At 70.0% G+C, this 20,400-nt stretch carries 17 protein-coding genes and 1 pseudogene; 4 read left to right on the top strand and 14 right to left on the bottom strand.

Annotation, left to right across the window (positions count from 1 at the left end):
* From AC3A46_RS02770 to rplU, 8 genes and pseudogenes are all read right to left on the bottom strand, one after another.
* Positions 1 to 223 (bottom strand): annotated as a pseudogene (locus AC3A46_RS02770) (hypothetical protein); the annotation flags it as partial.
* The gene (gene nadD, locus AC3A46_RS02765; protein WP_487663696.1) at positions 220 to 816 is read right to left on the bottom strand and encodes a nicotinate-nucleotide adenylyltransferase; all 597 of its coding nucleotides are present in this window, start codon (positions 814 to 816) and stop codon (positions 220 to 222) included. The pseudogene AC3A46_RS02770 and the gene nadD, both read right to left, overlap by 4 nt.
* 9 nt (positions 817 to 825) lie before the next feature.
* Positions 826 to 1,050 (bottom strand): hypothetical protein, encoded by a 225-nt coding sequence (locus AC3A46_RS02760; RefSeq protein WP_056367436.1) that lies wholly within the window; start codon positions 1,048 to 1,050, stop codon positions 826 to 828.
* Positions 1,051 to 1,104: 54 nt separating this feature from the next.
* Positions 1,105 to 2,364: a glutamate-5-semialdehyde dehydrogenase gene (locus tag AC3A46_RS02755; protein ID WP_487663695.1), complete on the bottom strand. Its 1,260-nt coding sequence runs from the start codon at positions 2,362 to 2,364 to the stop codon at positions 1,105 to 1,107.
* On the bottom strand, positions 2,361 to 3,203 hold the full coding sequence (proB, locus tag AC3A46_RS02750; RefSeq protein ID WP_487663694.1) for a glutamate 5-kinase: 843 nt from the start codon (positions 3,201 to 3,203) through the stop codon (positions 2,361 to 2,363). The genes AC3A46_RS02755 and proB overlap by 4 nt, the downstream gene beginning before the upstream one ends.
* Positions 3,200 to 4,708 (bottom strand): GTPase ObgE, encoded by a 1,509-nt coding sequence (gene obgE / locus AC3A46_RS02745; protein ID WP_487663693.1) that lies wholly within the window; start codon positions 4,706 to 4,708, stop codon positions 3,200 to 3,202. The genes proB and obgE overlap by 4 nt, the downstream gene beginning before the upstream one ends.
* A gap of 105 nt (positions 4,709 to 4,813) precedes the next feature.
* Positions 4,814 to 5,071 (bottom strand): 50S ribosomal protein L27, encoded by a 258-nt coding sequence (gene rpmA / locus AC3A46_RS02740; protein WP_487663692.1) that lies wholly within the window; start codon positions 5,069 to 5,071, stop codon positions 4,814 to 4,816.
* Positions 5,072 to 5,090: 19 nt separating this feature from the next.
* Positions 5,091 to 5,399 (bottom strand): 50S ribosomal protein L21, encoded by a 309-nt coding sequence (rplU, locus tag AC3A46_RS02735; protein ID WP_026059456.1) that lies wholly within the window; start codon positions 5,397 to 5,399, stop codon positions 5,091 to 5,093.
* Positions 5,400 to 5,562: 163 nt separating this feature from the next.
* On the opposite strand from rplU, the gene AC3A46_RS02730 reads away from it, so the two are divergent.
* Positions 5,563 to 5,829: a DUF4031 domain-containing protein gene (locus AC3A46_RS02730; RefSeq protein ID WP_487663691.1), complete on the top strand. Its 267-nt coding sequence runs from the start codon at positions 5,563 to 5,565 to the stop codon at positions 5,827 to 5,829.
* Position 5,830: 1 nt separating this feature from the next.
* On the opposite strand, the gene AC3A46_RS02725 is transcribed toward AC3A46_RS02730, so the two are convergent.
* Entirely contained in the window at positions 5,831 to 6,925 is a 1,095-nt protein-coding gene (locus AC3A46_RS02725; protein ID WP_487663690.1) for a glycosyltransferase, read from the bottom strand.
* 99 nt (positions 6,926 to 7,024) lie between these two features.
* The gene (locus tag AC3A46_RS02720; RefSeq protein ID WP_487663689.1) at positions 7,025 to 9,382 is read right to left on the bottom strand and encodes an Rne/Rng family ribonuclease; all 2,358 of its coding nucleotides are present in this window, start codon (positions 9,380 to 9,382) and stop codon (positions 7,025 to 7,027) included.
* Between the two features lie 344 nt (positions 9,383 to 9,726).
* Between AC3A46_RS02720 and AC3A46_RS02715 the strand changes: the two genes are divergently transcribed.
* On the top strand, positions 9,727 to 10,350 hold the full coding sequence (locus AC3A46_RS02715) for a vitamin K epoxide reductase family protein (RefSeq protein WP_487663688.1): 624 nt from the start codon (positions 9,727 to 9,729) through the stop codon (positions 10,348 to 10,350).
* A gap of 36 nt (positions 10,351 to 10,386) precedes the next feature.
* On the opposite strand, the gene ndk is transcribed toward AC3A46_RS02715, so the two are convergent.
* Genes ndk through ileS form a run of 4 tightly spaced genes read right to left on the bottom strand, consistent with a single transcriptional unit; the run spans position 10,387 to position 15,975 of the window.
* Positions 10,387 to 10,803 carry a nucleoside-diphosphate kinase gene (gene ndk, locus AC3A46_RS02710; protein ID WP_487663687.1) on the bottom strand — a complete coding sequence of 139 codons (417 nt, stop codon included), beginning with the start codon at positions 10,801 to 10,803 and terminating at the stop codon, positions 10,387 to 10,389.
* A 20-nt stretch (positions 10,804 to 10,823) separates the two neighbouring features.
* The gene (locus AC3A46_RS02705; RefSeq protein WP_487663686.1) at positions 10,824 to 11,225 is read right to left on the bottom strand and encodes a DUF4233 domain-containing protein; all 402 of its coding nucleotides are present in this window, start codon (positions 11,223 to 11,225) and stop codon (positions 10,824 to 10,826) included.
* Complete coding sequence (locus AC3A46_RS02700) at positions 11,222 to 12,580, bottom strand: bifunctional folylpolyglutamate synthase/dihydrofolate synthase (protein WP_487663685.1); 1,359 nt, start codon at positions 12,578 to 12,580, stop codon at positions 11,222 to 11,224. The genes AC3A46_RS02705 and AC3A46_RS02700 overlap by 4 nt, the downstream gene beginning before the upstream one ends.
* Positions 12,577 to 15,975, bottom strand: coding sequence for an isoleucine--tRNA ligase (gene ileS, locus AC3A46_RS02695; RefSeq protein WP_487663684.1), 3,399 nt, complete (start codon positions 15,973 to 15,975; stop codon positions 12,577 to 12,579). Before ileS ends, AC3A46_RS02700 begins: the two co-directional genes overlap by 4 nt.
* A gap of 324 nt (positions 15,976 to 16,299) precedes the next feature.
* Between ileS and AC3A46_RS02690 the strand changes: the two genes are divergently transcribed.
* Positions 16,300 to 17,637: an MFS transporter gene (locus AC3A46_RS02690; protein WP_487663683.1), complete on the top strand. Its 1,338-nt coding sequence runs from the start codon at positions 16,300 to 16,302 to the stop codon at positions 17,635 to 17,637.
* 146 nt (positions 17,638 to 17,783) lie between these two features.
* Positions 17,784 to 20,399, top strand: a complete 2,616-nt coding sequence (valS, locus tag AC3A46_RS02685; protein ID WP_487663682.1) for a valine--tRNA ligase — start codon at positions 17,784 to 17,786, stop codon at positions 20,397 to 20,399.
* Position 20,400: the final 1 nt, after the last annotated feature.

Below are 20,400 nucleotides of genomic sequence, written 5' to 3'. Positions count from 1 at the left end.
CCGGCGCCACGGCGGCCGGCTCGGACGGGCGCGGGAAAGGCGCGGGGGGCGGCGTCGGCAGCGCGGCGTCCACGGGGGGCGCCACGACGGGAGCGGCCTGGGTCTCGTTGGCCTCGTCGTCGGCGGGGATCGCCGTGATCACGGGGGTGGACCCCGTGTTGCGCAGTTCGCGGATCTGCTTACGTGTGAGGGCTGGCGTCGCCGGGTGCTCGGGTGTACTCATTCCTTGCTCCGGTAGAGATGGTGCTTCGCAATGTATTGGACGACCCCGTCGGGTACGAGGTACCACACCGGGTGTCCTCGCTGAACTCGATCGCGGCAGTCCGTCGATGAGATCGCGAGGGCGGGGATCTCGAGCTGGCTGACGTCGTCGCTGGGCAGGCCATCCGTGTTCAGTACGTGTCCAGGCCTGGACACCGCGACGAAGTGGGCGAGGTCCCACAACTCATCATGGTCCCTCCAACTGAGAATTTGCGCTATGGCATCGGCCCCGGTGATGAAGAACAGCTCCGCGTCCGGGCGCTGGGCCTTGAGATCGCGGAGCGTGTCGATGGTGTAGGTGGGGCCGTCCCGGTCGATGTCGACGCGGCTGACCGTGAATCGGGGGTTCGAAGCCGTGGCGATGACGGTCATGAGATAGCGATGCTCACTCGGCGAGACGTCCGCCTTCTGCCAGGGCTCGCCTGTCGGCACGAAGACGACCTCGTCGAGGTCGAACCACTGCGCCACTTCACTGGCGGCGACCAGGTGCCCATGATGGACGGGGTCGAAGGTGCCGCCCATGACCCCGATCCTCGGGGCTGTCGCCAAGGACATACAGCAGCCTCAGTGGCCGTGCCCCGCTCGCTGGACGTCGTTCGCGTGGGCCTTGGCGTACGCCTCGGCCTTGTGCGCGTGGCGGTTCGCCACGTTGCGGTACGACAGCGTCACGATCGCCAGCGCGGCGAAGACCACGATCGCGGTGATGCCGTACCCGACGGTCTCGAGGGCGACGTTGCCGTGGTGCTCCGACTCTTCGGCGGCAAAGGCGATGATCGTGGCGAGTGTCATTCGGGCTCCGTTCGGATTCGCCTCTGGGGCGCGGGACGCGACAAGTCTATTCCGTTATGCGCGGACCTGCCCGGCGCCCCGCGCGAGCCACTTCGAGCTCGTGAGTTCGGCGAGGCCCATGGGGCCGCGCGCGTGCAGTTTCTGGGTCGAGATGCCGACCTCGGCGCCGAAGCCGAACTCGCCGCCGTCGGTGAACCGGGTCGAGGTGTTGGCCATCACCACGGCAGAGTCGACCTCAGCGAGGAAGCGCGCCTCGTTGGCGGCGTCCTGCGTCACGATCGACTCCGTGTGGTGGGTCGAGTACCGGCGGATGTGCGCGAGCGCGTCGTCGAGGTCGTCCACGACACGCATCGCCAGATCGAGGCTCAGGTACTCGGTCGCCCAGTCCTCGTCGGTCGCGGGTGTGACGCCCGAAGCTAGGCGCTCGACGGTCTCGTCGCCGTGGACGGTGACGCCGCTCTGCTGCAGGGCCTCCACGACAGGGACGATGAGGCGGTCGGCGGCCCCGCGATGCACGAGGACGGTCTCGACCGCGTTGCACACGCTCGGCCGCTGCGTCTTGGCGTTCACCACGATGTCCCGCGCCCAGTCGAGGGGCGCCGTCTCGTCGAGGACGATGTGCACGACGCCCGCGCCCGTCTCGATGACCGGGACCGACGACTCGGTCACGACCGTCTCGATCAGCTGCGCGCTGCCGCGCGGCACGAGCACATCGACGACGCCCCGGGCGTGCATCAGCTCGCGCGCTCCCTCGCGGCCGAACTCGTCCACCGTCTGGATGGCCTCGGGGTCGATCCCTCGGTCTGCCAGCGCGCCGCGCATCGCGCTCACCAGCGCCGCGTTCGTGTGCTCGGCCGCTGTGCCGCCTCTGAGCACGACCGCGTTGCCGGACCGCAGGGCGAGGGCCGCGATGTCTACCGTGACGTTGGGGCGCGCCTCGTAGATCGAGCCCACCACGCCGAACGGCACGGCGACCTTGGTGAGCGACACGCCGTTCGCCAGGGTGCGCTCGTCGAGGATCCTGCCCACCGGGTCGGGCAGCGCGGCGATCTCGCGCACCGCCGCGGCGAGGGACGTGACGCGCGGCTCGTCGAGACGCAGTCGATCCTGCAGGGCCGTCGACAGCCCGGTCTCCGTTGCGTGACGGAGGTCATCCGCATTCGCCGCTACGATCTCCGGCGCCGCGGCCTCGATCGCGTCGGCGATCGCGAGGAGCGCATCGCGCTTCGCTGCGTCGCCGAGGAGGCCGATGCTGCGCGCCGCGTCCTTGGCGAGCAGCATCCGTTCGCGTGCCGTCGTGGCGGTGGTGGTCATCCGCCCATTCTATCGACCGCCGTGCGCACAGGACCGGTCGCGGCGGGCGCCGTAGGCTCGGGGTTGGGCTGGAACCACGTGCCGATCTCGTCGCCCGACAGCGCCTCGCCGACGAGGTCCGCGCTCGTGACGAGGACGCCGATCCCGGATGTTGCGGCCAGCCGCGCGGCGGACACCTTGGTCGCTGCTCCGCCGGTGCCGACGCTGTTGACGACGACCGAGCCGAACTCGAAGCCGTGCAGGTCGTCGCCGTACGCGACGCGGGGGATCGGCCGCGCGCCGGGCTCGTCTGGCGGACGCGTGTAGAGGCACTCGATGTCGCTCAACAGCACCAGGGCGTCGGCGCCGATCAGCTGGGCGACCATCGCGGCGAGCCGGTCGTTGTCGCCGAAGCGGATCTCGTGCGTGGCGACGGTGTCGTTCTCGTTGACGATCGGGAGGATGCGCAGGCCCAGGAGCCGTTCCATGGCGCGGCGCGCGTTGGAGCGGTGGGTGGCGTTCTCGAGGTCGCCCGCGGTGAGCAGCACCTGACCGGCGACGATGCGGAAGGGCCGGAGCGACTCCTGGTAGCGGTAGATGAGCACGTTCTGTCCCACCGCGGCCGCCGCCTGCTGCGTCGCGAGGTCGCTCGGACGCTCGTCGAGGAGCAGATACGGCATTCCCGTCGCGATGGCGCCCGATGAGACGAGCACGACCTCGGTGCCGCGCCCGTGGGCCGCGGCGAGGGCATCGACGATCGGCTTGATCTTGTGGGCGTTGTCGCCGCTGATGGACGAGGATCCGACCTTGACGACGACCCGTCGGGCGAGCGGGAGGTCGCTGCGCTCCCGCGTGCTCACTCCCCGTCCTCCCGGTCGCGGTAGCGCTCCGCGATCCGCTCGGCCTCGAGCTCGGCGCGCGCGTCGGCCTTGGCATCCATCATGTCGTGGTAGCGCTCGCGGCGCTCCGATGTGGTGCGACGGCTGTCGCGCAGCAGACGCGGATCGGTGCCGCGCGGGGCGGTCATCAGCTCCGCGTTCGACGAGATCGAGGGCTCCCAATCGAAGACGATGCCATCGCCCTCGCCGATCACGACGGTGGCGCCCGGGGTCGCGCCGGCGCGGAACAGCTCGAGTTCGACGCCCAGCTTCTCGAGGCGGTCCCCCAGATAGCCGACGGCCTCCTCGTTCTGGAAATCGGTCTGCTGCACCCACTTGAGCGGCTTGTCGCCGAGGATGCGGTAGATGTTGCCGTAGGTGCCGCCTTCGACACGGACCGAGAAGTCCTTCTCCGAGCCCCTCGGCCGGATGACGATGCGCTCGGGCACGGGAGCCGCCGCCTGCTCGGCGCGGTGCTTCGCGACGATGTCACCGAGCGCGAAGGTGAGCTGACGCAGTCCTTCGTGGCTCACGGTCGAGATCTCGAACACGCGGAACCCGCGAGCCTCCAGGTCGGGGCGGACCAGGTCGGCGAGATCCTTCGCCTCGGGGACGTCGACCTTGTTGAGCGCAACCAGCTGCGGGCGCTCGAGCAGCGGCAGCTGGCCGTCGGGAACAGGGTAGGCCGCGAGCTCCGCGAGGATGACGTCGAGGTCGCTGAGCGGGTCACGGCCGGGCTCGAGCGTCGCGCAGTCGAGGACGTGGACGAGCGCCGTGCAGCGCTCGACGTGGCGGAGGAACTCCAGCCCCAGGCCCTTGCCCTCGCTCGCTCCCTCGATGAGCCCCGGCACGTCGGCGACGGTGAAGCGCTGCTCCCCCGCCTGGACGACGCCGAGGTTCGGGTGGAGCGTGGTGAACGGGTAGTCGGCGATCTTGGGCCGTGCGGCGGAGATCGCGGCGATGAGGCTGGACTTGCCCGCCGAGGGGAAGCCGACAAGCGCGACGTCGGCGACGGTCTTCAGCTCGAGGAGGACATCGCCCTCCCAGCCGGGCGTGCCGAGCAGCGCGAACCCCGGAGCCTTGCGCTTCGGGTTCGCGAGGGCGGCGTTGCCGAGCCCGCCCAGACCGCCGGGGGCGGCGACGAAGCGCATGCCCGGCTCGATCATGTCGACGATCACGTCGCCGGCGGGGTCCTTCACAACGGTGCCGACGGGGACGGGCAGCTCGAGCGGCTCGCCGGCGGCACCTGATCGGTGGTCGCCCATGCCGAAGCCGCCGTTGCCGCTGGAGCGGTGCGGCGAGTGGTGGTACGACAGCAGGGTGGTGACCTGCGGGTCGGCGACCAGAACGACGTCGCCGCCGTTGCCGCCGTTGCCGCCGTCGGGTCCGGCGAGCGGCTTGAACTTCTCGCGCTTCACCGACACGCAGCCGTTGCCGCCCTTGCCGGCACGCAGGTGAAGAGTCACCCGATCGACGAACGTGACCATGCGGTCCCCCTCAGGTCTTGATGCTTCCCGGCGCTCCGGGACTGGGATAAAGGGAAGGGGCGAGCCGAAGCCCGCCCCTTCCGGAAGTCTGTGAGACTCGCTGGATTACTCCGCGACCGCCACGATGTTGACGACCTTGCGGCCGCCCTTCTGGCCGAACTGGACCGAGCCCGCAGCCAGTGCGAACAGCGTGTCGTCGCCACCGCGGCCGACGTTGGCGCCGGGGTGGAAGTGCGTGCCGCGCTGGCGAACGAGGATCTCGCCGGCGTTGACGGCCTGGCCGCCGAAGCGCTTCACGCCGAGGCGCTGAGCGTTGGAGTCACGGCCGTTACGGGTGGAGCTTGCGCCCTTTTTGTGTGCCATCTCTGCGTCTCCTGTGGCTTTACTTGATGCCGGTGACCTTGACGCGCGTGAGGTCCTGACGGTGCCCCTGGCGCTTCTTGTAGCCGGTCTTGTTCTTGAACTTCTGGATCACGATCTTGGGGCCGCGCTCCTCGCCGAGCACCTCGGCGGTCACGGTGACCTTCGCGAGCTTGTCGGCGTCGGTCGTGACCGTGTCACCGTCGACGAAGAGCACCGCGGGGAGCTCGATCTTGTCGCCGATCTTCGCGGCCTGACGGTCGAGAACGACGATCGTGCCGACCTCGACCTTCTCCTGCCGGCCGCCGGCGCGCACAACTGCGTAAACCACTTCACACCTGTTTCTTCTGGGAGCGCGCGCACGCACTCGGGGACGTCAACGAAGACTTGGTGCGGATATCTCGACGCACCAAGGGTCTACTTTATCAGATGCCGGAACACTCCGCGAAAGCACGCCGGGCCGTGTCGCGGGATCAGGTGCGTAGGATCTGGACGTGGCGATCCTCATCGACGATCCTCTGTGGCCGGCGCACGGTCGTCTGTGGGCGCATCTGGTGACAGACTCCGACCTCGCCGAGCTGCACGCGTTCGCCGCCGCGAACGGCATCCCCGCGCGCGGCTTCGACCTCGACCACTACGACGTGCCCGAAGAAGCGCACGCGCGTCTGGTGGCGGCCGGCGCGCTGCACGTGAGCGGTCACGAGCTGGTGCGGCGCCTCATCGCATCCGGTCTTCGTGTGCGGGGGCGCGACCGCCGCTGACTCACCGGGCCGCCGCCGCCGACAGCTCGAGGACGTCCGCCGCGCGACCGGGGCCGTCGAGGGCACGGATCGCGTCGCCGAGCCGCTGCGCGCGCACGCGGGTCGGCCAATCGGCCAGCGTCCGCCGGATCGCCCGCCGGATCGTGGCGGGGTCCGTCCGCCGCGACAGCGTCGCTCCCACGCCCGCGCGGGCCACCGCACGGCCGATGCGCGGCTGGTCGGAGGTCGGCTCGAGGGGCAGCGTGAGCACCGGCACGCCATGGGCCAACGCAGCCAGGGTGGTCCCGTGTCCGCCATGACCCACCACGAGGGAGGCCTTCGGGAAGAGCTCGTCGTGCGGCATCCATTCGTGCACCTCGATGCCGCGGGGCACCCGCACCTCACTTCTCGCGACAGCCGGGCCGAGGGTGGCGATCACCCGCACGTCGAGGCCGTCGACGGCGTCGAGCAGCCGCTGCCAGGTCGCGACGAGCTCGGCGAACCGGAAGGTGCTGAGGCTCAGCACGACCGTCGGCGAGGCGGGCTGTGCGGCGACGGCGCGCGTCATCGCTCCCGTGTACACCACCGCGCCCGGCGTCGCAGAGAGCGCGCGCTGGGACGGGAACGGGATGTCCAGACCCGGTATGGATGCCACGACGATGGGCATCGCGTGCCGGCGGGGTGACGCCACGCGGACCCCGCACGGCCAGACCATGGCGCCGAGCACCCGCGATCCCGACGCGAGGAGGTCGTGCATCGTGTGCTCGAGCACGGCGAAGCGCTGCTCCATCCGGTCCAGAACGTCGAGGACGGCGAGCAGCATGCAGTCGACGACCACGACGTCGGCCGGGAAGGCTGCCAGCTGCGCGACCGCGTCATCGGCGAGGCCGTGGTCGGTGAACAGACGGAGCATGCCCGCGGGGCGCGGATCGAGCACGAAGCCGGGTGCGCTCGCGAACGCGGTGAAGGCCAGACCTGCGGCGCGGTAGGCGCCGGCCTGGGAGTCGTGGCCGAGGACGCGGACGTCGTGCCCACGCGCCACGAGCGCACGCGCGATGGTGATGGTGGGCATGCGGTTGCCACCGCCGTCCCACGTCACGAAGACGTAGCGCGCCATCGCGCCCCCGTTCCCCAGTCCCGGGAATCACCCTATCGAGGGGGCGTGAGGCCCGACAGAGGGGCGCCGCCCCGGCTGAGGCCGGGGCGGCGCGAACGCTCAGTCCCCTGACGGCGTGTGGGGAACCGGGGTGCCCGTGAGTGCCGCGGTCGTCACGCGACGACGCGCACGGCCCTGCCCCGGAGCCTTGGGCTCGGGAAGGGCGTTCAGCACCGAGTCGAGGAGGAGGTCCTTCTCGGTGCGGTTCTCCTTCTTCGCGCCGGACTCCTGACGCTTCTTGCGCGGCTTCTTCGGGCGCTCGGCCGGAGCCTGCTCGACGACGGGGGCCGCCTCGGCGTGCGGCGCCTCGTCGCTGTGATGGATCGTGGATGCCGCGATCTGTGCGAGCGCCGACTTCACGCCCTCCGTGATCACGTGCGTGCCGTTCGAGCCCCCGCCGGTCGTGGGCGCCGGCGCGCCGCCCCGCGGGCGACGGCCAGACGACGGTGCACCGCCCGCAGCGGGAACGCGATGCTTGACGACGGGGTCGTGGTGCACGATCACGCCGCGCCCCGCGCAGACCTCGCACGCCTCGCTGAACGTCTCCAGGAGGCCCAGTCCGAGCTTCTTACGCGTCATCTGCACGAGACCGAGCGAGGTCACCTCGGCGACCTGGTGCTTGGTCCGATCACGGCTCAGGCACTCGACGAGGCGGCGCAGCACCAGATCGCGGTTGGACTCGAGCACCATGTCGATGAAGTCGACGACGATGATCCCGCCGATGTCGCGCAGGCGCAGCTGGCGGACGATCTCCTCCGCGGCCTCGAGGTTGTTCTTCGTGACCGTCTCTTCGAGGTTTCCGCCCGAGCCGACGAACTTGCCGGTGTTGACGTCGACGACGGTCATGGCCTCGGTGCGGTCGATGACCAGCGAGCCGCCGGAGGGCAGCCACACCTTGCGATCGAGGGCCTTCTCGATCTGCTCGGTGACGCGGAACACGTCGAACGGGTCGTGCTCGCCCTCGTACCGCTCGACGCGCTCGAGGAGGTCGGGCGCCACGGACTCGAGGTACTTCGAGATGGTGTGGTGCGCGTCGTCTCCCTGGATGAGCATCTTCGAGAAGTCCTCGTTGAAGACGTCGCGGACGATCTTGACGAGGAGGTCGGGCTCCGAGTGCAGCAGCGCCGGCGCCTGGATCGTCTCGATCTGCTTCGAGATGTGCTCCCACTGGTTGGTGAGGCGCTGCACATCGCGCGTCAGCTGGTCCTCCGTGGCGCCCTCCGCGGCGGTGCGCACGATCACGCCGGACGACTCGGGGAGCACCTCCTTGAGGATCTTCTTGAGGCGCGCGCGCTCGGTGTCGGGCAGCTTGCGCGAGATGCCGTTCATGTTGCCGCCCGGCACGTACACGAGGTAGCGACCCGGAAGCGAGATCTGGCTGGTCAGACGCGCGCCCTTGTGCCCGACGGGGTCTTTCGTGACCTGCACCAGCACACGGTCGCCGGTCTTGAGCGCGAGCTCGATGCGGCGCGGCTGGTTGCCGGTCTCGACGGCATCCCAGTCGACTTCGCCCGAGTACAGCACGGCGTTGCGGCCGCGCCCGATGTCGACGAACGCCGCTTCCATGCTGGGCAGGACGTTCTGCACGCGGCCGAGGTACACGTTGCCGATGAGCGACGCGTCCTGGTTGCGGGCGACGTAGTGCTCGACGAGCACGTTGTCTTCGAGCACGGCGATCTGGATGCGACCGTTGCGCGAGCGCACGATCATGTCGCGGTCGACGGCCTCACGACGGGCGAGGAACTCCGCCTCGGTCACGACCGCACGACGGCGGCCTGCCTCGCGGCCGTCACGGCGGCGCTGCTTCTTGGCCTCGAGACGCGTCGACCCCTTGATGCGCTGCGGCTCGGTGATGAGCTCGACGGCGCGCTGACGCGGCTGCGACGGCTCGGACGGCGCGGATGCCTCGTCCCGGCCCTCCCCGCGACGACGGCTGCGGCGGCGCGAGGTGCTCGACGACGCTGCGGCCTCGGGCTCCGGCTCGGGCTGCTGGCGGCCCGGACGTGCCGGAAGCGGCGCGATCTCGGGCGCATAGAACATGAGCTGCGTCGACACGGCGGACACGAAGACCTCGGGGAGAAGCCCCAGGGTCACCGCGGTCACGGCTTCGGGCTCGGCAGGCGCTTCGGGCTCGACGGGGGCGTCAGCCTCGGGAGCGGACGGGGCTACGGGTTCGCTCTCGGCGTCGGCCTCGTGCTCGCGCTCGGCAGCCGCCTCTGCGACGGGCTCAGTTGCTCCCGCTGACTCGGGCGCCTCGGCCGGGCTCTCGTCAGCCTCCGCGGAGACCTCCACGGTCTCCTGCGGCTCCTCGACCGGCGAGTCCGCGTCTGCCGCGGGTGTCGCCTCGTCGCCCGCTGTCGTCAGCGGCGCGTCCGGTTCGGCCTGAGAGGTGAATTCTGCATCGGTTCCATCGGCCATCACTGGCGTACTCCTAGCGGGGCGACACCGCGCGTCGCCCGGCGAAATCTCGTGCAGCGCCGCCCATGCCCCACTGGACGGGGCGGTGCCGCGAACTCACTCGGTCTGCAGCGGTCGTCCGGCGCTAGGCGGATGCTCGCGCTGCCAAGGGCATTCGTCGCCCTGAAGTCTTCTGGTGATGATCGTCACGGCGCGGCCGTGCGTCATCGCCCCCCATTATCGCACCTACACCGCCAGAATGCCCATTCGCCGGGCGACCGCCCCTTCCCCACGCCGAAGATCGGCGTTTTGCCACGGCCCGCGGGTGCGGCATCCATGCAGAACTCGATGCCATAATCCGAGGCATGCCCGAGCAGCAGACCCACACCCGTCCGACCGGACTTGCCGTATGGCTCGTGGTGGCGGGTGTGATCGGCTGGTGGGCGGCATTCTCGCTGACGGTGGAGAAGTTCGAGAAGCTCGCGAACCCCGACGCGATCGCGTCGTGCGACCTGAGTGTGCTGGTGCAGTGCAGCGCCAACCTCGAGTCGTGGCAGGGCAGCGCGTTCGGGTTCCCGAATCCGGTCCTCGGACTCGCCGGCTGGGTGGCCCCGATCGTCGTCGGCATGGCGATCCTCGCGCGGGCCCGGTTCGCGCGGTGGTTCTGGTGGTGCTTCTGGGCCGGTATCGCCTTCGCGTTCGGGTTCGTGATCTGGCTCATCAGCCAGAGCATCTACGCGCCCAATCTGCACACACTGTGCCCATGGTGCATGGTGACCTGGGCCGTGACGATCCCCACGTTCTACGCGGTGACGCTCCACGTGTTCCGCGCCGGCATCGTTCCGGCATCCGAGCGGGTCCGCGACATCGCCGACCGCCTGATGGTGTGGGTCCCACTGGCGGCGATCGTGAGCTACGCGATCATCCTGCTGCTGGCGCAGCTCGAGATGAACGCCGTCGTCAACATCTGGCAGACGCTGTTCGGCTGACCCCGGAGGCGCGTCCAGGGTCAGCCGACTGAGCGATCAGCCGAACCAGATCTCGAGTTCGCGCGCGGCGGACTCGGGGCTGTCGGAGCCGTGCACGAGGTTCTGCTGCACCTTCAGGCCCCAGTCGCGGCCGAAGTCGCCGCGGACCGTGCCGGGCGCGGCCGTCGTGGGATCGGTCGTGCCCGCGAGCGAGCGGAAGCCCTCGATCACGCGGTTGCCGGCGAGCCGGATCGCGACCGACGGGCCCGACATCATGAATTCGAGCAGCGGCTCGTAGAACGGCTTGCCCTCGTGCTCGGCGTAGTGGCGCTCGAGCGTGTCGCGGTCGGGCTCGACGAGGCGGATGTCGACGAGGGCGTACCCCTTCGCCTCGATGCGTGCGAGGATCGCGCCGGTGAGGCCGCGAGCTACGCCGTCGGGCTTGACGAGGACGAGGGTCTCTTCGATGGGCATGCGGGACCTTTCGTTGCTGATCAGGCGTGGGGAGGAGGATCCGCCGCGAGGCGCGCGTTGCGCCGGTCGAGAGCGGCCCCCTTGATCGTCGCATACCCGTACATGCCGCCGAAAATGAGCGCGACGATAGCGAGCGCCGGCACGAGGAAGGCACCGAGCAGCACGACGACCTGCAGCACCCACCCGAGCACGATGCCCCACCGGTAGCGCACGAGCCGCGTCGTGAGGATCATCAGCACGGCGAGTCCGGCCCCGGCGACGATGCCCCACCACGGCTCGATCGAGCCGGGGAGCGCCTTCAGACCGTAGACGGCCAGACCCCCGAGGAAGACGACGATCGACTCGAAGCCGAGCACGATCGTGGCGAGCGACTCCGCCGCACCGCGGGGGCGACGGGCCTTCGGCCGACTCTCGCCGGTCACGCGTTCCACCCGGCCTTCCAGTCCTCGCCGGCCGCGAGGGCGAGGGCCTCCCCCGCGAGCACGACCGACCCCGCGATCACCACGGCACGTCGATCGGATGCCGCGGCCCACGCCCGCGCCGCCTCCGCGGCATCGGCGAGGTCGCGGTGAACCGAGACGCGCAGATCGTGCGCCTCCGCGAGGTCGGCGATGGCGTCCGCGTCCTCGGCGCGCTCCGATTCGGGGGCGGTGGCGAACACGTGGGCGGCGACGGGCGCGATCTCGGCCACGATGCCGGCGGCATCCTTGTCGGAGAGCACCCCGAGCACCACGCCCCATTCGTCGAAGTCGAACGCCTCGCGCAGCGCGGTGACGAGAGCACGCGCACCGTGCGGATTGTGTGCCGCGTCGACCAGCACGGTCGGTGCGGCGCCGACGAGCTGGAGGCGTCCGGGCGAGGTCGCTGCGCCGAGGCCTTCCGTCAGCACGTCGCCGGCGATCGGCTGCGACGCACCGCCGACGAGCGACTCGACCGCCGCGATCGCGAGCGCCGCGTTGAAGCCCTGGTGGGCGCCGTAGAGCGGCAGGTACTCGTCCTCGTAGGTGCCGGCGAGCCCGCGCACGCTGATCTGCTGCCCGCCGACCGCCAGGCGCTGCTGGGCGAGCGCGAACTCGGAACCCTCGAAGGCGATCGAGGCGCCGTGGGCGGCCGCCGCTTCGCGCAGCACCGCCTCGGCGGCGGCATCCTGCCGAGCCGACACCACGGCTGCGCCGTCCTTGATGATGCCCGCCTTGACGCCCGCGATCTCGGCGATCGTGTCGCCGAGCCGGTCCGCGTGGTCGAGGTCGATGGGCGCGAACACCGCGACGTCGCCGTCGGCGGTGTTGGTGGAGTCCCACGACCCGCCCATGCCCACCTCGAGTACGAGCACGTCGATCGGCGCGTCGGCGAACGCGACGAACGCGAGCACCGTCAGGAGCTCGAAGAACGTGAGGGGCGCGTCGCCGCTTGCGGCGAGCTCCGCATCCACCAGATCCACGAACGGCGCGATCTCGTCCCACGCGTCGGCGACCGCCGCGTCGTCGATCGGCTCGCCGTCGACCATGATCCGCTCGGTGAACCGCTCGAGGTGGGGACTGGTGAACAGGCCGGTACGCAGGCCGTGCGCGCGCACCAGGGTCTCGATCATGCGGCTGGTCGACGTCTTGCCGTTCGTGCCGGTGACGTGGACGACGCGGTACGTCTTCTGGGGGTCGTCGAGCAGCTCGAGCACGCGCCGCGTGCGCTCCACGCGGGGCTGCACCCACCGCTCTCCCTGGCGCTGCAGAAGCGCCTCGTAGACGGCGTCGGCGCGCTTGCGGTCGCGATCGCTCATGCCGTGGCCTCCGTCCGGCCGACCGAGACGGTGAAGGCGCCGCGGTTGGCATAGGTTCCCGCGTCGACCACCGCCTCGAACTCGATGGGTGTCCCGGAATCGCCGGATGCTGCGAGCTCGGCGGTGCGCGTGCGCACGCTGTGCGCGAGCGCGAGCGTCTCGCCTGCCACGTCTGCGATGTCGAAGGCGGCGGAGACCGCCTCACCGTCGGCCTCGTCGTCGAACACGAGGCCGAGGCGGATGCGGTCGCTCACATCGAACCCGGCCGCCTTGCGGGTGTCCTGGACGGCGCGGATCACGTCGCGGGCCAGACCTTCCGCCTCGAGCTCGGGCGTCGTCGTCGTGTCGAGCAGGACGAAGCCGTCGCCCGCCAGCAGGGCGATCGCCGTGCCGTCGGCGACCCCGCCGGCCTCGAGCGTGAGGTCGTACTCCCCCGGCTCCAGCGCGATGCCGTCGACGACCACGACACCGTCGCGCTCCTCCCACACGCCCGCCTTCGCGCCCGCGATCACATGCTGGACCTGCTTGCCCAGGCGTGGGCCCGCGGCGCGCGCGTTCACGCTGAGCCGCTTGCTGATGCCGTAGCGCTCGGCGACGTCGTCGCCGAGCTCGATGAGCTCGACCGCCTTGACGTTGAGCTCGTCGCGCAGGATCCCGTCGAACTGCGCGAGGGACGCGGCATCCGCAACCGCCACCGTCAGGGTGGGAAGCGGCAGGCGCACGCGACGGCCCTCCTTCTTGCGCAGCGCGTTGGCGACGCTGGATGCCTCGCGGACGGCGTCCATCGCGGCGCGGATGTCGTCCGCCGCGGGGAAGGCGTCGGCGTCGGGCCAGTCCTGCAGGTGCACGCTGCGTCCGCCGGTGAGGCCCTGCCAGATCTTCTCGGAGACCAGCGGGATGAGCGGCGCCGCGACGCGCGTGAGCGTCTCGAGGACGGTGTACAGCGTGTCGAACGCCTCGCGGCTCTTGGCGTGATCGGGGCTGCCGTCGGCGGAGACGCCCACCCAGAACCGGTCGCGCGAGCGGCGGATGTACCAGTTGGTCAACGCCTCGGCGAAGTCGCGGACCTTCGCCGCGGCGAGCGTCGAATCGAGCACCTCGAGGTCGGCGGCGACATCGCGCACCAGGTCGCCGGTGAGCGCGAGGATGTAGCGGTCGAGCACATCCGTCGAGTCGGTGCGCCACGACGCCTGGTAGCCCTCGCCACCCGCGCCGCCGGCCGCATTGGCGTACGTCGCGAAGAAGTACCACGCGTTCCAGAGCGGCAGCAGGAACTCCCGCACGCCCGCGCGGATGCCCTCTTCGGTCACGACGAGGTTGCCGCCGCGCAGCACGGAGCTCGACATCAGGAACCAGCGCATCGCGTCGGATCCGTCGCGGTCGAACACCTCGCTGACGTCGGGATAGTTGCGCAGCGACTTGGACATCTTGAGCCCGTCGCTGCCCAGGACGATGCCGTGACAGGACACGCCGGTGAACGCCGGGCGGTCGAACAGCGCCGTCGAGAGCACGTGCATCACGTAGAACCAGCCGCGCGTCTGCCCGATGTACTCGACGATGAAGTCGGCCGGCGAGTGCTCGTCGAACCACTGCTGATTCTCGAACGGGTAGTGCACCTGCGCGTAGGGCATCGACCCCGAGTCGAACCAGACGTCGAACACGTCCTCGATCCGGCGCATCGTGCTCTTGCCGGTCGGGTCGTCCGGGTTCGGGCGTGTCAGGTCGTCGATGTACGGGCGGTGCAGATCGACCTCGCCGTCCGCGTTCGTCGGGAGACGCCCGAAGTCCCGCTCGAGCTCCTCCAGCGACCCGTAGACGTCGACGCGCGGGTGCTCCGGGTCGTCGCTCTTCCACACCGGGATCGGCGAGCCCCAGTAGCGGTTGCGGCTGATGGACCAGTCCCGAGCGCCGTCCAGCCACTTGCCGAACTGGCCGTGCTTGACGTTCTCCGGCACCCAGGTGATCTGCTCGTTGCCCGCGAGCATGCGGTCCTTGATGTCGGTGACGCGGACGAACCAGCTCGACACCGCGCGGTAGATCAGGGGGTTCCGGCAGCGCCAGCAGTGCGGGTACGAGTGCTCGTAGCTCGCCTCGCGCAGCAGGCGTCCTTCCTGCTTGAGCAGGCGGATGAGCGGACGATTCGCATCCATCCACAGCTCGCCGGCGACATCGGTCACCTGCGGGAGGAAGCGCCCGCCGTCGTCCAGGCTCATGATGAGGGGGATCCCGGCCGCCTCGGTCACGCGTTGGTCGTCCTCACCGAACGCCGGTGCCTGGTGGACGATGCCCGTGCCGTCGCCCGTCGTGACGTAGTCGTCGACGAGCAGGCGCCACGCGCTCTGCGTGCCCCAGATCGAGGCATCCGCGTAGTAGTCGAAGAGGCGGTCGTACGTGACGTTCTCGAGGTCGGCGCCCAGCACCGTCTGCTCCACGGCTTCGCGCGCGGCCTCGACGGAGTCGTACCCGAGGTCCTTCGCGTAGCCCGCGAGCAGTTCCTCGGCGAGGAGGTACCGGTGTGCGGTGGCGCCCTCGGTGTCGTCGCCCGCCGGGACGTCGGCCGCCCCGTGGGGACCGCCGGGAACGACGGCGTAGCGGATGTCGGGCCCCACGGCGAGGGCGAGGTTCGTGGGCAGGGTCCACGGGGTCGTCGTCCACGCGAGCGCACGCACGCCGGTGAGCCCGAGCGCCTCCGCCTTCACGCCGGTCAGCGGGAACGTGATCGTGACCGACGGGTCCTGGCGCATCTTGTAGACGTCGTCGTCCATGCGCAGCTCATGGGCCGAGAGCGGCGTCTCATCGCGCCAGCAGTACGGCAGCACGCGGTGCCCCTCGTAGGCGAGGCCTTTGTCGTAGATCGTCTTGAACGCCCACAGCACGGACTCCATGTACGTGAGGTCGAGCGTCTTGTACCCGCGCTCGAAGTCGACCCAGCGCGCCTGGCGGGTGACGTAGTCCTCCCACTCCCGGGTGTACGCCAGCACCGACTCGCGCGACTTGGCATTGAAGGTGGCGATGCCCATCGCCTCGATCTCGCTCTTCTCCGTGATGCCGAGCTGCTTCATCGCCTCGAGCTCGGCCGGAAGGCCGTGGGTGTCCCAGCCGAAGACGCGATCGACCTTCTTGCCGCGCATCGTCTGGAAGCGCGGGAAGACGTCCTTCGCGTAGCCGGTCAGGAGGTGGCCGTAGTGCGGCAGCCCGTTGGCGAAGGGCGGCCCGTCGTAGAAGACCCACTCCTCGGCGCCGTCGCGCTGGTCGATGGACGCGCGGAAGGTGAGGTCGGCCTCCCAGAACGCGAGCGTCTCCTGCTCGATCTCGGGGAAGCGGGGACTCGGAACGACGGGGGCGGGGGCGGCGTCGGCCGCGGGCCCGAAGGCGGAGGGGCGGGGGTAGGTCATCTTCTCTCGCAGGTGCTCGCTCGTGTGCTTCCTGCGGGGACGACACTGCCTGGATCCCTGACCAGACGTACCGCGGTACCACCCTGCCTTGACGCTCGGGCCCTTCGACAGGCTCAGGGACCGAGACGCCCTCTCTCACTGCGGCTATGACGGGCCTGACCCGCTCGGTTCTAATGGGGCGCCACGTGCGTGGGGTCCTGTTCTTCCGAGAGCTCCCCGGTGATGGCCGGATCCGCGCTGGTGCGACGAGTCTACCGTGGCCGTGCAAGAGGGAATGCGGCGCCCGTCGTCGAGGTTTCTGGACTCGTGCCAAGATTGACGCCCGTGACCGCAGCAGCAGCCGAACCCGCGCTCGCCCTCGAGACCGCCCCGACGCGTCGCGTCGCGTGGGCGTCGATGGTGGGCACCTCCCTCGAGTCCTTCGACTTCTACCTGTTCGCCTACTTCTCGGCGTTCTTCGTCGGCCCTCTGTTCTTCGACCCGCTGGGCGAGTTCGGCGCGACCAGCGCGGCCTTCCTCACCATCGCCCTCGCGTTCGTCGTGCGCCCGATCGGAGCGGTGATCTTCGGCTACATGGGCGACCGGCTCGGCCGCCGTGCGACCCTGCTGTGGACCGTCGCCATCATGGGTGTCGCGACCGGCGGCATCGGTCTGCTCCCCACCTATGCGCAGGCGGGCTGGCTGGGCGCGATCCTGCTGATCGTCCTCCGCATCGTGCAGGGCCTGTCGCTCGGCGGCGAGTGGGGCGGCTCGATCCTCATCGCCACGGAGAACTCCGGCCCCGTCAAGCGCGCCTTCTACGCCGCGGTCCCCCAGCTCGGATCGCCCGTCGGGTCGATCCTGTCCGCGACGGTGTTCCTCGTGCTGACGGCAGTCGTCCCTGCGGAGCAGATCGCACAGTGGGGCTGGCGCATCCCGTTCCTGCTCGCCATCCCCCTGCTGCTGGTGTCGCTGTACCTGCGGTGGTCGATCACCGAGACCCCGGTGTTCGAGCGTGTCGTCGCCGAGGGGCGCCGCGACCGCGTCCCCTTCCTGACGATGTTCGCGAAGCGACCCGGCGCCATGGCCATCGCCATCGGCGCCGCCCTCCTCGGCATCGGGTCGTACTCGCTGATGAACACGTACACCGTCAACTACGGCGTGGAGCAGCTGGGCTTCAGCTTCCAGGACCTGCTCATCGCGACTACGATCGGCGGCTTGCTGCAGCTCGTCACCATCCCGCTGTTCGGCGCATGGGCCAGCCGTGTCGGCTCCGCGAACGTCGTCGTGTGGGGCGCCCTGGGCACACTCCTCATCACATTCCCGATGTACTTCCTCCTCCAGTTCGCGACCTTCCCGATCCTCATCGCGACGATGCTCGTCGGCGGCATCCTGCCGACGATGGCCTGGGCCGCGCTCGGGGGTCTCATGAACGACCTCTTCCCGGATCGCTTCCGGTACTCGGCGCTGTCGTTCGCCTACGCCCTGGCGGCGACGATCAGCGGCTTCGTGCCCTACCTCACGTTCGAGCTCGGCGTGGCGACGGGCTTCGCGTGGTGGCACCCGGGCGTGATCCTCGCGATCATGTCGGTCATCACCCTCGTCTCCGCGTGGCTGGCCTCCCGTCGCAGCGTCGAGCCCGAACTCGCGAGCGACCCGGCGACCGCGACGATCGGCGCCTGAGGGAAGACGCGTGAAGGCCAGCGGATGCCGGAACCCCCGGCATCCGCTCGCTTCTGCCGGTGCAGAGACACCCGGGTAGAATCGAGCGACATCCCACACTCAGGCACGCTCACACAGTGCCGCACATATCGCCTCGAGGAGACGCCATGACCGACGCCCGCCCCGCACAGGGTCAGATCCCGGACAAGCCCGCCCTGGAGGGCCTCGAGGAGAAGTGGGATGCTGCCTGGTCCGGGCAGGGTACGTACCTGTTCGACCGCGCCCGTGCCGTACAGGTCGGTCGCGCCGGCGTGTACTCGGTCGACACTCCCCCGCCCACGGCGTCCGGGAGCCTGCACATCGGGCACGTGTTCTCGTTCACGCACACCGACCTCAAGGTGCGGTACGAGCGCATGCGCGGGAAGACCGTGTTCTACCCGATGGGCTGGGACGACAACGGGCTGCCCACCGAGCGCCGCGTGCAGAACTACTACGGCGTGCGCTGCGACCCGTCGCTGCCGTACGACGCCGACTTCACGCCGCCGTTCGAAGGCGGCGACAACAAGTCGAGCCGCGCCGCCGACCAGGTGCCGGTCAGCCGCCGCAACTTCATCGAGCTGTGCGAGAAGCTCACGGTCGAAGACGAGAAGCACTTCGAGGCGCTCTTCCGCCAGCTGGGCCTCAGCGTCGACTGGACGCAGACCTACCGCACCATCTCCGACGACACGATCCGCACGAGCCAGCGCGCGTTCCTGCGCAACCTCGAGCGCGGCGAGGCGTATCAGGACCTCGCGCCGACGATGTGGGACATCGACTTCCGCACTGCCGTGGCCCAGGCGGAGCTCGAGGACCGCGAACAGCAGGCGTCGTTCCACACCATCGACTTCCCGTTCGCGGACGGCTCCGGCGCGATCACGATCGAGACCACGCGACCCGAGCTGCTGCCCGCGTGCGTCGCGATCGTCACCCACCCCGAGGGCCCCCACAAGCACCTCATCGGCACGAAGGTGCGCAGCCCGTTCTTCGGCGCCGACATCGAGATCCACGGCCACCACCTCGCCCAGCCCGACAAGGGCACGGGCGCGGCGATGGTCTGCACCTTCGGCGACGTGACCGACATCGTGTGGTGGCGGGAGCTGCGCACCACCGACGGCCGCCACCTGCCCAACATGACCACGATCGGCCTCGACGGGCGCTTCCTCCCGCAGGCGCCATCGATCGTCGCGAACGCGGAGGCGAGTGCCTGGTACGAGGCCGAGATGGCGGGCAAGACCGTCTTCTCCGCCCGCAAGGCTCTCGTCGAGAAGCTGCAGGAGACCGGCGACATCACCGCCGTCGGCAAGCCGTTCAGCCACGCGGTGAAGTTCTTCGAGAAGGGCGACCGTCCGCTGGAGATCGTCTCGACGCGCCAGTGGTACATCCGCAACGGCGCGCGCGACGCCGAACTGCGCGACAAGCTCATCGCGCTCGGACAGCAGATGTCGTGGCATCCCGATTTCATGCGGGTCCGCTACGAGAACTGGACCAACGGTCTCACCGGCGACTGGCTCGTGTCGCGCCAGCGCTTCTTCGGCGTGCCGATCCCGCTGTGGTACGCGCTCGACGAGAACGGCGAACGCGACTACGACCGCGTGCTCACCCCCGACCTGGCGTCCCTTCCCGTCGATCCGTCGACCGACGTGCCCCCGGGTTACAGCGCCGACCAGCGCGGCGTCGCGGGTGGTTTCGACGGCGAGAACGACATCTTCGACACGTGGGCGACGTCATCGCTCACGCCGCAGCTCGCGGGCGGCTGGGATCGCGATCCCGAACTCTGGAGCCTCGTGGCTCCGTTCGATGTGCGCCCGCAGGGTCAGGACATCATCCGCACGTGGCTGTTCTCGACCATGCTGCGCAGCGCCCTCGAGGACGACCGCGCACCGTGGTCGGATGCCGCCGTCTCAGGCTTCATCGTCGACCCCGACCGCAAGAAGATGTCGAAGTCGAAGGGCAACGTCGTCACCCCCGCCGACATCCTGGCGCAGCACGGCTCGGACGCGGTGCGGTACTGGGCGGCCTCGAGCCGTCTGGGCACCGATGCGGCGTTCGACCCGCAGAACCCGACGCAGATCAAGATCGGCCGCCGCCTCGCGATCAAGGTTCTCAACGCCGCGAAGTTCGTGCTGTCGTTCCCGGTGCCCGAGGGTGCCGAGGTGACGCACGCCCTCGACGCATCGATGCTCGCAACGCTCCACGGCGTCGTGCGCGACGCCACGAAGGCGCTCGAGAACTACGACCATGCCCGTGCGCTCGAGGTGACGGAGTCGTTCTTCTGGACGTTCTGCGACGACTACCTCGAGCTCGTCAAGGAGCGCGCGTACAACCAGACCGACGACGGCCAGGCCTCCGCCGCACTCGCGCTGCGCCTGGCGCTGTCGGCCCTGCTGCGGCTTCTCGCCCCCGTGCTGGCGTTCGCGGCCGAAGAGGCCTGGTCGTGGTTCAACGACGGTTCGGTGCACACCGCAGACTGGCCCGTGGCGCCTGAGGAGGACGGGGGCGACCCCGCAGTGCTGACCGCCGCGAGCGCGGCGCTCATCGGCATCCGCCGCGCGAAGACCGAGGCGAAGGCCTCGCAGAAGACCGCGGTCGCCCGCGCCGTCCTCGCCGGACCGGCCGCGGCACTCGATGCGCTGCGGCTCGCGGAGGGCGACCTCAAGGCGGTCGGCCGGATCGCCGAGATCGAGTACGCCGACGCCGACGCCGTCTCCGTCACGGAGATCGAGCTCGCCCCTCAGGAGGTATGAC

The sequence above is a fragment of the Microbacterium sp. Soil_C_42 genome (assembly GCF_057656735.1).
This window is presented reverse-complemented; position numbering and strand designations above follow the sequence as displayed.